The sequence below is a fragment of the Streptomyces sp. NPDC098789 genome (assembly GCF_044759975.1).
In the GTDB taxonomy this organism is placed as follows: domain Bacteria; phylum Actinomycetota; class Actinomycetes; order Streptomycetales; family Streptomycetaceae; genus Streptomyces.
Genome location: NZ_JBIWAJ010000013.1, coordinates 150,166 through 163,778, shown reverse-complemented (window position 1 = coordinate 163,778; position 13,613 = coordinate 150,166). Strand labels below are relative to the sequence as shown.

Genomic DNA, 13,613 nt, shown 5'->3' with positions numbered 1-13,613 from the left:
GGGTCCTCACATCGAGTAGCGGCGTTCGGCGAGGGCGTAGAGCGGCCGCCAGAAGAGCCGGTTGAGCCCGACGACGTAGAGGCTCATCACCGCGATCCCGGCGATCAGCTTCGGGAAGTCACCCGCCTCGGTGGCGTGGAAGATGTACGCGCCCAGGCCCGTCGCCGTCAGCGTGGTGCCCGCGAAGGTGACCACCTCGCCGACGATCGAGGCGTTCCAGGCGCCTCCGGAGGCGGTGATGCCGCCGGTGACGTACGCGGGGAAGACGGCCGGGAGGATCAGGCGCTTCCAGCGCTGGAGGCCGCGCACCCCGAGGTCGTCCATCGCCTCCTTGAGGTCGGTGGGGATGGCCATGGCGCCGGCGATGGCGTTGAAGAGGACGTACCACTGCGCGCCCAGCGCCATCAGCAGGACGCACCCGATGTTGATGTCGAGCCCGGTCTTGAGGAAGAACCAGACGGCGAGCGGGAAGAGCAGGTTCGCGGGGAAGCTGGCCAGGACCTGGACGACGGGCTGGGCGATCTTCGTCAGCCGGGGCGACGAGCCGATCCACACGCCGATCGGCACCCAGACGACGGTGGCGGCGGCGACCAGGACGACCACCCGGACGAAGGTGATCAGGCCGAGCCACAGGGGCTCCCCGAAGACCCCGAGGCCGGTCTCGCGCTGGAGGTAGCGCAGCAGGTCGTACAGGCCCCACAGCAGCACGGCGCAGGCGACCAGCCCGAAGAGCAGGTCGCCGGTGCGACGGCGGACGGGGTCCACCGCGAGCGCCTTGTCGTCGCGCCCCAGCACCACCCGGCCGGCCCGGCCGAGGCCCTCGCGGGCCGGTGCGCTCGCCCGGCCGAGGAGGGTGGACCACTGGGAGCGGCGCAGGAAGTCCAGGACGTAGCTGCGCTGCACGTCGGTGGCCTCGGACTGCTCGTTCTTGAACTTCTCGGCCCAGGCGGTCAGCGGCCGCCAGAAGAGGAAGTTGACGGTGACGATGGTGAGCGTCATCGCGACGATGCACCACCCGATCTTGTCGAGGTCGCCCTCGCCGATGGCGGTACCGGCGTACGAGCCGAGGCCCGGTACGGCGTAGTCGTGGCCGCTGACGCTGACGGCCTCGGAGGCGACGAGCATGAACCAGCCGCCGGCGAAGCTCATCATCCCGTTCCAGACGAGGTCGATGACCCCGGCGGGGACCTCGATCCGCCAGAAGCGCATCCAGCGGCTGAAGCCGAACGAGCGGGAGACCTCGTCGAGTTCGCGCGGGAGGGAGGTGAGGGTGGCGTAGAACCCGAAGGTCATGTTCCAGGCCTGGGAGGTGAAGATGGCGAAGACGACGGCGCACTCCAGGCCGAGCAGCGAGCCGGGGAAGAGGGCGACGAAGAACGTCACGAGGACCGAGAGGAACCCCAGGACGGGGACGGACTGGAGGATGTCCAGGGCCGGGATCAGGATCCGCTCCAGGCGGCGGCTGCGGGCGGCGGCGTAGGCGTAGCCGAAGGTGAAGACGACGGAGGCGCCGAGCGCGATGAACATGCGCAGTACGCTGCGGGCGGCGTAGTACGGCAGCCGCGCCGGGTCGGTGTCCACGTCGGGGACGTCGGCGGGGTCGAAGTTGACGGTGGTGCCCTTGCCGACCCGCAGGGCCAGGTAGCCGATCACCAGGACGGCCGCGGCCACGGCGAAGTCGACCCAGGACAGGCGGCGTCGCGTGGGGACGAGCTGGCCCCCGCCGCCTGTTCGCCTGGCGGCGGGCCGCCGCCGCTCGGTGATCCTCATCCCGCCCAGCGGACCACGCCACCCCCCACCCCACACCCGGGGTCACCCATCCGGGCACCTTTGCCCTCAAACGCCGGGCGGGCTGGACTTGCCTCGACCCGGCCGACATCCGCGACTCAACGCGCCCTCAAACGCCGGGCGGGCTGAACTTGGCCCAACCCAGCCTTGACGCGCCCTCAATCGCCGGGCGGGCTGAACCTGGCCAACCCAGCCTTGACGCGCCCTCAAACGCCGGGCGGGCTGAACCTGGCCAACCCAGCCCCGCCGGCGTTTGAGGCGCCCCCGGAGGGACACCGGGCCGCAGCTGCCCTCAAACGCCGGGCGGGCTGGGATGGGCTCGACCCGGCCGACATCCGCGGCTTGACGCGCCCTCAAACGCCGGGCGGGCTGATGCGGCCCAACCCAGCCTCGCCCGGGGGTACCTCCCAGCGGTAGCTGGGGGAGTTTGAGGCGCCCCCGGAGGGGCGCCGGGCGGGCCGGACGGGGCGGGACCGGAACGGGTCGGTCAGGAGTGGCCGAGGTCCGAAGGGGTCGGGTCCTGCTCGGGGGCGGTGCCCGCGGCGGCGACCGGCCGCAGCGAGAACTCGTCCGAGGCCATGGAGTCCAGCACCGGCGGCGCAGGCCGCATCGGCGCCGGCATGACCGCCGCCTCGGAGTGCCCCCCGCACCCGTACGACAGGGACACCAGCCGCCCGTCGGCCGGACCGAACTCGTTCGCGCAGATGCCGAAGGCCTGCCCCAGCGAGCCGCCGATCGCCACGAGGAAGCCGCAGGACATGCAGGAGGCGGGCGCCGCCTGCGCCATCGGGGTCTTCGCGCCGAAGGACTCGTCCCAGCGGTCGGCCGCGGTGTGCAGGCCGTAGCGGGACAGGACCCGCGCCCGCCGCATGCCGAGCTCCTCGGCCACGGAGGCGATGGAACCGCGCGCCGGCACCACCGGCGTCACCGCACGGTCCGTGACGTCGGCGTCTTCCGCTTCGACCAGCTCGGCCATCTCCGCGGAGACCACGGAGTTCGGCGGCGGCGCGTCCTCGCCGGACCAGCCGGGCTCCAGCCGCAGGTCCTCGGCATCGGTGGGCAGCAGGTCGCCCGGCCCCATGTCACCCGGCCGCAGCCGCTCGCTCCACGGCACCCACTCGGGCGCGAGGAGCGCGTCGGAGCCGGGGAGCAGCACCGTTTCGTCGAGGGTGACGTTCTTCGCGCGGGAAGCGCGGGTCACCGTGACGGCCCACCGCCAGCCGCGGTAGCCCGGCTCCTTGGCCTCGAAGTAGTGGGTGACGACCCTGTCGCCCTCCGCCACCGCGGAGACGTGCTCTCCCACCACTCCGGGGAAGGCGGCATCCTCGGCCGCCGCCCGCGCGAGTTCTACCGCCTCGACGCACAGGCGGTCAGGGGTACGCGGGGTACGGCTTCGCGTCGTCGCAGCACTCACTGGTCTCGTTCTCTCCTACGCCGTCTCACGTGTGCGCCGTCCGTACTGTCGTCCACAACGACCCGTCGGTGCTGTCCGTACGTGGCGCGGGCGGAGCGGACCAGAGGGCCGCGTCGACGTCCGCACCCGATCGGCCTCGGGCGCACCTAGCGCGATCCATTCTGCGGGATCGCGAAGAGGCGCGCGGCCAAGAGCAACCGCCGGTGGCGCGCTACGCACGCTACCTCTTCTTCGGGCCTGGGCCCACATGCAAGTCCGATTCGCGGACGTCCGGCTCCCTCCGGTTCGGTCCGTGAGCACGCCGCGGGCGCGCCGGGAGCACGCCGGGAGCGCGCCGGGTGGGGTCCTCGGGGGTCGCGTGGGGCACTATGGCCAGGTGGCACCCGTACGGTCGTCCGATGACGGCTCGGGACCGGTCCGGAGGGCCGGCCGGGCATTCGGTCGTGCCCTGCACCTGCCGATCACCGGTACGGCGCGCGGGATCCGGCGGGCCACGCACGCGCACGGGGCGGGTGAATCCGGCCTCGGCAAGCTGATCGAGCTGCACGCGATCAACGGCGCCGGCGATGTGATGATCACAGTCGCGCTCGCCTCGACGGTCTTCTTCTCCGTCCCCACGGACGAGGCCCGCGGCCGGGTCGCCCTCTACCTCGCCATCACCATGGCGCCCTTCACCCTCCTGGCCCCCGTCATCGGCCCGCTGTTGGACCGCTTGCCGCACGGCCGCCGGGCGGCGATGGCGGCGGCGATGTTCACCCGCGCGGTGCTCGCCGTGATGATGTCGGGCGCGGTGGCCACGGGCGGGCTGGAGCTGTATCCGGCGGCGCTGGGGGTGCTGGTCGCGTCCAAGGCGTACGGAGTGGTGCGCAGCGCGGTGGTGCCACGGCTGCTGCCGCCCAAGTTCTCGCTCGTCAAGGCGAACTCCCGGGTGACACTGGCCGGGCTGTTGGCCACCGGGGCCGCGGCGCCGGTGGGGGCGGCCCTGCACGCGATCGGCCCGCCCTGGCCCTTGTACGGGGCCTGCGCGATCTTCCTCGCCGGTACCTTCGCGGCGTTCACGCTGCCGCACAAGGTGGACGAGGCGAAGGGCGAGCGGCGGGCCCGGCTCTCCACCCACGAGGCGCACTCGCGGCGACCCGGGCTGCGGACGGTCAGCAGGTCGGTGCTGTGCGGGCTGCTGGCGAACGCCGCCATGCGCGGCCTGTCCGGGTTCTTGATCTTCTTCCTGGCGTTCCTGCTGCGGGAGCACCCGTTGGCCGGGCAGAGCGCGGCCGTCTCGCTGGGGATCGTGGGCGTCTCGGCGGGCGTGGGCAACGCGTGCGGGACGGCGGTGGGCGCCTGGCTGCGGGCCCGTGCCCCGGAGACGATCATCGCGGTGGTGCTGTGCGTCACGCTCGGCGTCGCGGTCGTGGCGGCGGTCTTCTTCTCCGGGGTCCTGATGGCGGTGCTGGGCGCGACGGCGGGCTTCTGCCAGGCGCTGGCCAAGCTGTCGCTGGACGCGATGATCCAGCGGGACGTGCCGGAGGCGGTGCGCACCTCGGCCTTCGCGCGCTCGGAGACGCTGCTCCAGGTGGCCTGGGTGCTGGGCGGGGCGATCGGGATCGCGCTCCCGCTGCACGGGGTGTTGGGGATGGGGGTGGCGGCGGCCATCGTCGCGCTGGGCACGGTGATGGCGGTCCGCGGACTGCTGGCCTCCCCCCGTCACCACCACCCGGGCGCGTCCCGTCCCCGGGTGGCCTGACCCGCCGCTCAGCGCGGAGGTGACGGCCCACCGGAAAAAACTTCCGCGGGCGGCCCGCCAGGGGACCCGGTGCGGGGCGGGGGCGCGGTGGCCCGATAGCCTTCGGCTCATGACCGCACCGCTTTTCTCGGGTAGGGCCCGCCGCAGTGTCGCGGCCCTCGGAGCCGTTTCCGCCGGCCTCCTCGTCCTCTCCGCCTGCGACAAGCCGACGCCTCTGGCGACCGTGACGGTCGGCAGCTCGTCGGTTTCCGCGCAGGCCGCCTGCCGCCTCCAGGGCTCGGAGAAGGAGTTGTCGGAGGCGCGCGTCCAGGAGTGCCTCTCCGACGAGAAGGGCACGGAGGGCGCGAAGACCATCGACTACACCGCTGGTGAGACCCTGCGCCTGGGCGTCGAGCCCGACGTGGTGGAGGACGGCAAGAAGTGGCTGGCCGCCGTCGGCACCCAGCGCCTCGGCGACCTCAGCACCAACACCTACCAGAGCTTCCCGGGCCTGAACCCCTTCGCCACCGGTGGCCAGGGCGCCGCTCCGGAGGCCCAGCCGCTGCACATCATCGAGCTGAGCAAGGCCGGCAAGCCCACCTCCGTCTGGACCTTCAACCTCAAGCTCAAGAAGTAGTCCGTCCGGTGCGCGCGCTCATCGTGACCGCGGTGGCGGCGGAGGCCGACTCCGTCGTCGCCGGTCTCACCCCTCATCCGGACCCCTCCGGGTCACCTGAGCCGCGCACCCTCCCCGGCGGGTACCTCATCACCCGTCGGGACCTGCCCGGCCTCGCCCTCGACGTGCTCGTCGGCGGGGTCGGCCCGGCCGCCGCCGCCGCGGCCACCGCCACCGCGCTCACGGCCTCCCTCGTGGGCGCGCCCGGCAAGGGCGGCCCGGCCTCCTACGGCCCCGCCCCCTACGGCCTCGTCGTCAGCGCCGGCATCGGCGGCGGCTTCCAGCCCGCCGCTCCCCTCGGCTCGCTCGTCGTCGCGGACGCGCTCGTCGCCGCCGATCTGGGGGCCGAGACCCCCGACGGCTTCCTGGACGTCCGCGCACTCGGCTTCGGCCACACCGTGCACCTGCCGCCCGCCGAGTTGGCCGCCCGGGCCGCCGAGGCGACGGGCGCCCTGCTGGCGCCGGTGCTCACCGTGTCCACCGTCACCGGCAGCGCCGAGCGCGCCGCGCTGCTCGCCGCCCGGCACCCGCTCGCGGGGGCCGAGGCCATGGAGGGCTTCGGGGTCGCCGAGGCCGCCGCCGCGCACGGACTGCCGGTACTGGAGATCCGCGCCGTGTCCAACGCCGTGGGCCCGCGAGAGCGCGCTGCCTGGCGGATCGGGGACGCGCTCGCCGCGCTCACCGACGGCTTCCGCGCGCTGGGGCCCGTACTCGCGAACTGGGGAGAACGCCAGCATGAGCACCACTGAACCGCTCACGGACGCGACGCTGAAGATCGCCTACTCGCCGTGCCCCAACGACACCTTCGTCTTCGACGCGTGGGCGCACGGCCGGGTGCCGGGGGCGCCCGCGCTGGAGGTGACCTTCGCGGACATCGACGTCACCAACGGCATCGCCGAGCGCGGCCCGGACGCCCCCGCGGACGCGGCCGGCCTGGCCGGGCTCGACGTGCTGAAGGTGTCGTACGCCGTACTGCCCTGGGTGCTGGAGGACTACGCGCTGCTGCCCTGCGGCGGGGCACTGGGCCGCGGCTGCGGGCCGCTGGTCCTGACCCGGGAGCCGGGCACCGACCTGACCGGTAAGACCGTGGCCGTGCCGAGCGAGCGCTCGACCGCCTACCTGCTCTTCCGGCTGTGGGCCGCCGACGTGCTGCCGGGCGGGGTGGGCGAGGTCGTGGTGCTGCCGTTCCACGAGATCATGCCCGCGGTGCGCGAGGGCCGGGTGGACGCCGGACTGGTGATCCACGAGGCGCGCTTCACCTACCGGGACTACGGGCTGCACTGCCTGGCCGACATGGGCGAGCACTGGGAGTCCACGACCGGACTGCCGATCCCGCTCGGTGCGATCATCGCGCGGCGCTCGCTGGGCGCCGAGGCGCTGCGCGCGCTGGCCGAGGCGGCCCGTACGTCGGTGCGGATGGCGTGGGAGGACCCCGAGGCGTCCCGCCCCTACGTCCGGGCGCACGCGCAGGAGCTGGATCCCGCGGTGGCCGACCAGCACATCGGGCTGTACGTCAACGAGTTCACGGCGGACCTGGGCGAGGACGGCTACGCGGCGGTGCGCGGGCTGTTGACCCGGGCGGCGGCCGAGGGCCTGGTCCCGGCGATCGCGCCGGGGGCGCTCGACTTCCCCTGAGGCCGCGCGACGGCGCCCCGGTCCCCCGCCGGGTGGCGGTGGGACCGGGGCGCGGTCGTACGGGTCGGACGCGGGTCTCGGACGCGGGTCTCGGACGCGGGTCTCGGACGCGGGTCTCGGGCGTGGGTCTCGGGCGTGGGTCTCGGACGCGGTCAGACGTCGAGCTGGTCGGCCACCGCGCGCAGCATGCCGGCGATCTTCGCCCCGTGCGCCTTGTCGGGGTAACGGCCGCGCTCCAGCTGCTGCGTGACATTCTCCAGCAGGGTCGTCAGGTCCTGGACGATGGAGGCCAGTTCGTCCGGCTTGCGGCGCTGCGCGGCCGCGACCGACGGCGCCGGGTCCAGGACCGTCACCGAAAGGGCCTGGTCGCCGCGCTGGCCCGCGACCACGCCGAACTCCACGCGCTGGCCGGGCTTGAGCGCGTCGAGCCCGTCCGGCAGTACCGACGAGTGGACGAAGACGTCGCCGCCGTCGTCGCGGGAGAGAAAGCCGAAGCCCTTCTCACTGTTGAACCATTTGACCTTGCCGGTAGGCACGTCCGTCCTCTGTCCTTGTGCTCGTCGGTGTGGCAGGTCATCCGTGACCTGATCACCTTCAAGGCTAATGATCAGGGCAGCCCTGACAAGGCGTCCCCCGGTCCTTCCTGCAGTGTCCCTTCGGCCAGGGAACTACCCTGGTGAGGTGACTCCCACTCCCCATTCGGAAAATGCGCGGCCCGACGAAGCGCGCCCCGGCGACGCATTGGTCAAGGCCGGCGGCATCGTCTTCATCCTCGGCGCCGTGGCAACGCTCGCGACGATGGCCCCGCTGTTCCTGCACACCGATCCGTTCCCGTCGTACGCGTGGGCCGTGTGCATGCTCATGGGCGTCGGCTTCGCGATCTCGGCCGCCGGCGTGCTCCGCTCGGCCGGCGCGGGGCGCCGCGCCGCCCGCCGCGCGCAGGCCGCCGCCCGGTAGACCCCCGGCCCGGTGGACCCGGTGGACCCGGTGGACCCGCCGAACCCGGTGGACCGGGCCCGGCGGGCCGCGCGCCTCAGGCTTCCTGGGCCACCGCGGCGGGCAGGTGGGTGTCGACGTACCGCGCCAGCCAGGCCGGCAGCTCCGTCAGGTCCGCCAGGACCACGTCCGCGCCCGCCTCGCGCAGCTCCGGCGCGGGGCAGGGCCCGGTCGGCACGGCCACCGACAGCGCGCCCGCCGTCCGCGCCCCGCGCACGTCGCCCACGTGGTCGCCGACGTAGACCCGCGCCCCGTACTCGCGCAGCGCGACCGCCTTCGCCTCGGCCCAGAGCGAGCCGACCACCGCGTCGGGCTCGATGCCCAGGTGCGTCAGGTGCAGCCGCGCGTTGGGCTCGTACTTCGCCGTCACCACGATCGCCCGCCCGCCGAGCGCCCGCACCGCCTCGACCGCCTCGCGCGCCCCGCTCATCGCCGGGCTCGGCTCGATGGCGTACGTCGGGTACATCGCCCGGTAGCGGTCGGCCATCTCCGCGATCCGCTCCTCGGGGAACCAGTGCGCCAGCTCCTGGTCCAGCGGCGGCCCGAGCCGGGTGACGGCCGCGGCGGCGTCGATGAACGTGCCGGTCTCGGCGGAGAGCACCTCGAAGGTGGCCTTGATGCCGGGGCGCGAATCGATGAGCGTCATATCGAGGTCGAAGCCGACGGTGAAGGGGTGGGACGCGGGGGAAGTCATGTCCTCCATTGTGCCGAGACCGGACGAACGCGGGGGAACGTAGACTTAGGCTCGCCTTACCAGATCATGAAATTGGGTGAGATGTCAGCCCCCGCTCCCAGCGCCGCCCCGCGGCGCGCCCTGACGGCCCGTCGCCTCGGCTGGACGGTGGCCGCGCTCGCCGCGCTGCTGTGCGCCGTCGTGCTGAGCCTCGCCGTCGGCGCCCGTTCCATACCCCCCTCCGAGGTCTTCGACGCGCTGTTCCGCGGCGCGCACACCCCCGACGCAGAGGTCGTCCGCAGCCTGCGGGTCCCGCGCACCCTGGTCGCCCTGATGGTCGGCGTGGGCCTCGCGCTCGCCGGGACCACGCTCCAGGGCATCACCCGCAACCCCATCGCCGACCCCGGCATCCTCGGCATCAGCCAGGGCGCCGGGGTCGCCGTCGTCTGCGCGATCGCCTTCGCCGGGGTGCACACGCTCACCGGTTACGTGTGGTTCGCCTTCGCGGGGGCGGCGGTGGCGTCCGTCGCCGTGTACGCCATCGCCGCGAGCGGGCGCGGGGGCGCGACCCCCGTGAAGCTCGCCCTCGGCGGGGCCGCGATCAACGCGCTGCTCGCCTCCGTCACCATGGCGGTCCTGACGACGAAGGCCTCCACGCTGGACGAGTTCCGCTTCTGGCAGGTCGGCTCGGTCGCCGGGCGCGACCTCCAGGTCGTCTCCCAGATCTGGCCGTTCCTGCTGGTGGGCGCGGTCCTCGTGGCGTCCGTGGCGCGCGGTCTGGACGCGCTCGCGCTCGGCGAGGACGTCGCCAAGGGCCTGGGGCAGAACGTCGCCGCCGTCCGCGTCGTCGGCGGCCTCGGGGCCACCGTGCTGACCGGCGCCGGGGTCGCGGCGGCCGGGCCGATCGCCTTCATCGGGCTCGCCGTGCCGCACATCGCGCGGGCCGTGGTGGGCGGCGACCACCGCTGGGTGCTGCCGATGGCCGCCCTGATCGGGCCCGTGATGCTGCTGGTCGCGGACGTGGTCGGGCGGGTCGTGGTACCGCCGGGCGAGGTGCCGGCCGGGGTGATGACCGCGCTCATCGGGGTGCCGTTCCTGGTCGCCCTGGTCCGCCGCAAGGCGGTGGCCGCGTGAGCACGGCACGGACGTCCCTTTCGACCCGACCGGCCGGCTACGCGCTCGTACGGGCCGGGCGCGGATCCTTCCTGCTGCACCGGCGGGCCGCCGTGGTCGCGCTCTGCCTCGCGGGGCTGCTGGCCGCGGCGTGCGTGGCGTACCTCTGCGTCGGCGAGTCCTTCGTGGCGCCCGGGGAGGTCGTCAAGGTGCTGCTGGGGCGGCCCTCCCCGGACGAGCTGGTCGTCGCCGACCTGCGGCTGCCCCGCCTGACGGTGGGTCTGCTGGTCGGGATCGCCTTCGGGATCGCGGGCGCGCTGATCCAGACCGTCGCCCGCAACCCGCTGGCCAGCCCCGACATCATCGGGATCAGCCAGGGCGCGGGCGCGGTGACCGTGGCGGCGCTGACCTTCGGGGTGACCTCGTACGCCGTCCTGCCCTACCTCTCGGTGCTCGGCGGGCTCCTCGCGGCCGCCCTGGTCTACGTCTTCGCCTGGCGCGGCGGCCTGCACGCGGGGCGCTTCGTCCTCATCGGCATCGGCTTCGCCATCGCGCTGCGTTCGGTGACGACGCTGCTGATGACCAAGGGCGACTACCTGGTGGCCCAGCAGGCCCAGATCTGGATGACCGGCTCCCTCAACGGGCGCGGCTGGGACATCGCGGCGCCGCTCGGCTGGGTGCTGCTGGCGCTGGCGCCCGCCGTGCTGTGGGCGGCGCGGGCGCAGCGCACGGTCTCGCTCGACGACGACACCGCGACCGCGCTCGGGGTCCGGCTGGGGCCGGTGCGGCTCGGGCTGGTCGCGCTGGGCGTGGCCTTGGCATCGGTGGCCACGGGGGCCGCCGGGCCCGTCGACTTCGTCGCGCTGCTGGCCCCGCAGATCGCGCGCCGGATGACCCGGACCGCGCAGATCCCGCTGCTGTGCTCGGCACTGACCGGCGCCGTGATCGTGGTCCTGGCCGACCTGTCGGCGCGCCGGCTGCTGTCCCCGATCGAGCTTCCCGTGGGCGTGCTGACCGCCGCGGTGGGAGCGCCGTACCTGATCTGGCTGATCGTCCGCAGCCGTGGTGTCCGTAGTGGAGGTAAGGCATGAGCCGTCTGACGGCGAGCGGGCTGACGCTCGCGTACGAGGACCGGGTCGTCGTGGAGGACCTCGACCTGTCCGTCCCGGACGGGAAGGTGACGGTGATCGTCGGGCCGAACGCCTGCGGGAAGTCCACCACCCTGCGGGCGCTGGGTCGGCTGCTGAAGCCGCGGGCGGGGGCGGTCCTGTTGGACGGCGAGGCGCTCGCCTCCCTGCCCACGCGGCGGATCGCGCAGGCCATCGGGCTGCTCCCGCAGTCCCCGGTGGCGCCGGAGGCGATCACGGTCGCGGACCTGGTGGCGCGCGGGCGCCAGCCGCACCAGCGGTGGTGGCAGCAGTGGTCCGAGGCGGACGAGCGGGCCGTGGTCGCGGCGATGGAGCGGACGTCGGTCGCCGACCTCGCGGAGCGGCCCGTGGACGCGCTGTCCGGTGGGCAGCGGCAGCGGGTGTGGATCGCGATGGCGCTGGCCCAGGAGACGGACCTGCTGCTGCTGGACGAGCCGACGACGTTCCTGGACATCGCGCACCAGGTGGAGGTGCTGGACCTGGTGCGGCGGCTCAACCACGAGCGGGGGCGGACGGTGGTGGCCGTCCTGCACGACCTCAACCAGGCCGCGCGGTACGCGGATCATCTGGTGGCGATGAAGGCGGGGCGGGTGGTGGCGCAGGGGCCGCCGGCCGCCGTGGTCACGGCCGACCTGGTCCAGGAGGTCTTCGGCCTGACCTCCCTGGTCATCCCGGACCCCGTCACCGGCTCCCCCCTCATCATCCCCACCTCCCCGTGGTCCCCGTAACCCGCCCTCAATCGCCGGGCGGGGCTGGATTTCAGCCCGGCCCGGCCGACACCCGCGCCTCAACCCGCCCTCAATCGCCGGGCGGGCCGGGATTGACTCGGCCCGGCCGACACCCGCGCCCTAACGCGCCCTCAAACGCCGGGCGGGCTGGACTTGTCCGGGCCCAGGCTGGATCTTCCGGGCCAGCGGCCCGACCCAGCCCCGCCGGCGTTTGAGGCGCGGGTCCGGGCAGAGCCCGGAGGCCCGGCGCGGCCCCGCCCCCACAACCCGCCTCCGGCGGGCGCCCTCAAACGCCGGGCAGGCTGGAATCTCAGCCCCGGGCGGCCGACACCGGCGCCCTAACGGGCAGGCTGGATTCCAGCCCCGCCGGCGTTTGAGGCGCGGGTCCGGGCGGAGCCCGGGGGCCCGGCGCAGCCCCGCCGCCATCACGTGCCTCCGGCGGGCCCTCAAACGCCGGGCAGGCTGGACTTGGCGGGCCAGCGGACACCGGACGGGCTGGATCTGGTGGGCCAGCGGGCACCGGACGGGCTGGATCTGGTGGGCCAGCGGGCACCGGGCCGGCCTTGGCCCTGGCAGCCTCGCCAGGGGGTACCTCCCAGCGGTAGCTGGGGAAGCTTGAGGCGACGGGCCGGGCCGGATCAGCGGCGGCGGGCTCGCCAGGCCAGGTGGAGGGCCGAGGCGACGGCGGCCCCGCGGACCAGCCAGGGCCACATCCCCTGGAAGGCCTCGCCGAGCTGGCCGTCGACGATCGGGTCACCCCAGTGGCCGTTCATCCGCCCCCACACCCACACCACCGCACCCGCGAACACCACCCCCGGCAGCCCGAACACCACCCACTTCTTCTCGGCGGGCCCGAGCACCCGCGAGAGGTAGGCCACCAGCCAGCCGAACCCGAGCAGCACCCAGTACCCGGTGACCGCACCGACCGTGAGCAGCAGCGCCGCGAGCAACAGGAAGGCGTGCGGTCTCGGGTTCCCGGAGACGACCGCGCGCCCCTCCCCCTCCCCCTCGCCCTGCGCCGCCGCGGCGGCCGCCGCGGCGGCCTTGCGCCGCCGACGCCGCTCGCGCAGCGCCCGCAGCGCGGCCCGCCCCCGCGATCCGCCCGTGCCCGCCGCCCCGGTCGCGGCGGCCTCGGCCGCCTCGTCCTCCTCCGCCGGGACCTTGAAGAGGTCCGGCAGGTCCGGCATCTCGATGCCGCCCGCGAAGCCCTCGACCTGCGGACCGGCGCCGTAGCGGCTCGGCCCGACCCGCCACCAGTCGGGCTCGGCCGACCCGCCCCCGTCGGGGCCGAGTTCGTCCATCCCGGCCAGGTGCGGCGACGCGGGCCCGACCGGCGCGGCGGCCGTCGGCTCCGCGGGCCGCGGCGGCGGCACGGGCTTGCGGCCGAGCAGCCGTCCCGGCCCCCGCTGGACGGGCACGCCCCGCGGCGCCGGAGTCGGAGTCGGAGCACGAGTCGGAGCCGGGGCGGGAGTCGGGGCCGGGGCCGGGTCACGACCCGCCGCCAGCGCGTCGAGGATCTCCTCCGGGCTGCCGATCCGTTCGAGGATGCGGCGCACGGCGGCCGGGGTGTCCGGGTCGTACTTGGCTCGGCGCCGGTCGATCTCGTCCCGCAGGCCCGTCACCAGCCGCATCCGGTCGCCCGACGCCAGCTGGCGCCGCTGGGCCAAGTCTCCGACCCGGCTCAGATATTCGTAGACCAGATGGTCGCTCTCGATCCCCACG

At 74.4% G+C, this 13,613-nt stretch carries 13 protein-coding genes; 8 read left to right on the top strand and 5 right to left on the bottom strand.

From position 1 onward, the window contains the following. Nucleotides 1-6: 6 nt before the first annotated feature. Nucleotides 7-1,770 (bottom strand): ABC transporter permease, encoded by a 1,764-nt coding sequence (locus ACIQWR_RS25425; RefSeq protein ID WP_404013630.1) that lies wholly within the window; start codon nt 1,768-1,770, stop codon nt 7-9. A gap of 505 nt (nt 1,771-2,275) precedes the next feature. Continuing rightward, a complete protein-coding gene (locus ACIQWR_RS25420; protein WP_404013627.1) occupies nt 2,276-3,202 on the bottom strand; it encodes a DUF3027 domain-containing protein in 927 nt (308 codons plus the stop codon). 358 nt (nt 3,203-3,560) lie between these two features. Between ACIQWR_RS25420 and ACIQWR_RS25415 the strand changes: the two genes are divergently transcribed. The 4 genes from ACIQWR_RS25415 (at nt 3,561) to ACIQWR_RS25400 (ending at nt 7,233) form a co-directional block, all read left to right on the top strand. Continuing rightward, complete coding sequence (locus ACIQWR_RS25415) at nt 3,561-4,943, top strand: MFS transporter (protein WP_399266652.1); 1,383 nt, start codon at nt 3,561-3,563, stop codon at nt 4,941-4,943. Nucleotides 4,944-5,052: 109 nt separating this feature from the next. Further along, nucleotides 5,053-5,559 (top strand): DUF2771 domain-containing protein, encoded by a 507-nt coding sequence (locus ACIQWR_RS25410; protein ID WP_404013625.1) that lies wholly within the window; start codon nt 5,053-5,055, stop codon nt 5,557-5,559. Between the two features lie 8 nt (nt 5,560-5,567). Continuing rightward, nucleotides 5,568-6,347 carry a futalosine hydrolase gene (locus ACIQWR_RS25405; RefSeq protein WP_404013622.1) on the top strand — a complete coding sequence of 260 codons (780 nt, stop codon included), beginning with the start codon at nt 5,568-5,570 and terminating at the stop codon, nt 6,345-6,347. Beyond that, complete coding sequence (locus ACIQWR_RS25400) at nt 6,334-7,233, top strand: 1,4-dihydroxy-6-naphthoate synthase (RefSeq protein ID WP_404013619.1); 900 nt, start codon at nt 6,334-6,336, stop codon at nt 7,231-7,233. Before ACIQWR_RS25405 ends, ACIQWR_RS25400 begins: the two co-directional genes overlap by 14 nt. Nucleotides 7,234-7,385: 152 nt before the next feature. On the opposite strand, the gene ACIQWR_RS25395 is transcribed toward ACIQWR_RS25400, so the two are convergent. Further along, nucleotides 7,386-7,769 carry a cold-shock protein gene (locus ACIQWR_RS25395; RefSeq protein ID WP_385778512.1) on the bottom strand — a complete coding sequence of 128 codons (384 nt, stop codon included), beginning with the start codon at nt 7,767-7,769 and terminating at the stop codon, nt 7,386-7,388. A 145-nt stretch (nt 7,770-7,914) separates the two neighbouring features. Between ACIQWR_RS25395 and ACIQWR_RS25390 the strand changes: the two genes are divergently transcribed. Further along, nucleotides 7,915-8,190 (top strand): hypothetical protein, encoded by a 276-nt coding sequence (locus ACIQWR_RS25390; RefSeq protein WP_404013616.1) that lies wholly within the window; start codon nt 7,915-7,917, stop codon nt 8,188-8,190. 76 nt (nt 8,191-8,266) lie between these two features. Here the strand turns inward: ACIQWR_RS25390 and ACIQWR_RS25385 are convergent, their stop codons facing one another. Next, nucleotides 8,267-8,923 carry an HAD family hydrolase gene (locus tag ACIQWR_RS25385; protein WP_404013613.1) on the bottom strand — a complete coding sequence of 219 codons (657 nt, stop codon included), beginning with the start codon at nt 8,921-8,923 and terminating at the stop codon, nt 8,267-8,269. Nucleotides 8,924-9,004: 81 nt separating this feature from the next. Between ACIQWR_RS25385 and ACIQWR_RS25380 the strand changes: the two genes are divergently transcribed. The 3 genes from ACIQWR_RS25380 to ACIQWR_RS25370 are packed head-to-tail and all read left to right on the top strand — an operon-like array spanning nt 9,005 to nt 11,891. Next, nucleotides 9,005-10,036, top strand: coding sequence for a FecCD family ABC transporter permease (locus ACIQWR_RS25380; RefSeq protein ID WP_399266646.1), 1,032 nt, complete (start codon nt 9,005-9,007; stop codon nt 10,034-10,036). Continuing rightward, nucleotides 10,033-11,106 (top strand): FecCD family ABC transporter permease, encoded by a 1,074-nt coding sequence (locus ACIQWR_RS25375; protein ID WP_404013610.1) that lies wholly within the window; start codon nt 10,033-10,035, stop codon nt 11,104-11,106. Before ACIQWR_RS25380 ends, ACIQWR_RS25375 begins: the two co-directional genes overlap by 4 nt. After that, nucleotides 11,103-11,891, top strand: a complete 789-nt coding sequence (locus tag ACIQWR_RS25370; RefSeq protein ID WP_404013607.1) for an ABC transporter ATP-binding protein — start codon at nt 11,103-11,105, stop codon at nt 11,889-11,891. Before ACIQWR_RS25375 ends, ACIQWR_RS25370 begins: the two co-directional genes overlap by 4 nt. Before the next feature lie 638 nt (nt 11,892-12,529). Here the strand turns inward: ACIQWR_RS25370 and ACIQWR_RS25365 are convergent. After that, entirely contained in the window at nt 12,530-13,612 is a 1,083-nt protein-coding gene (locus tag ACIQWR_RS25365) for a hypothetical protein (protein ID WP_404013604.1), read from the bottom strand. Between the last annotated feature and the right edge of the window lies 1 nt (nt 13,613).

Excerpts from the sequence above, each read along its gene's own strand:
- ACIQWR_RS25380 (WP_399266646.1), top strand. The coding sequence starts at position 9,005 with ATGTCAGCCCCCGCTCCCAGCGCCGCCCCGCGGCGCGCCCTGACGGCC.
- ACIQWR_RS25370 (WP_404013607.1), top strand. The coding sequence starts at position 11,103 with ATGAGCCGTCTGACGGCGAGCGGGCTGACGCTCGCGTACGAGGACCGG.
- ACIQWR_RS25385 (WP_404013613.1), bottom strand. The coding sequence starts at position 8,923 with ATGACTTCCCCCGCGTCCCACCCCTTCACCGTCGGCTTCGACCTCGAT.
- ACIQWR_RS25425 (WP_404013630.1), bottom strand. The coding sequence starts at position 1,770 with ATGAGGATCACCGAGCGGCGGCGGCCCGCCGCCAGGCGAACAGGCGGC.
- ACIQWR_RS25400 (WP_404013619.1), top strand. The coding sequence starts at position 6,334 with ATGAGCACCACTGAACCGCTCACGGACGCGACGCTGAAGATCGCCTAC.
- ACIQWR_RS25410 (WP_404013625.1), top strand. The coding sequence starts at position 5,053 with ATGACCGCACCGCTTTTCTCGGGTAGGGCCCGCCGCAGTGTCGCGGCC.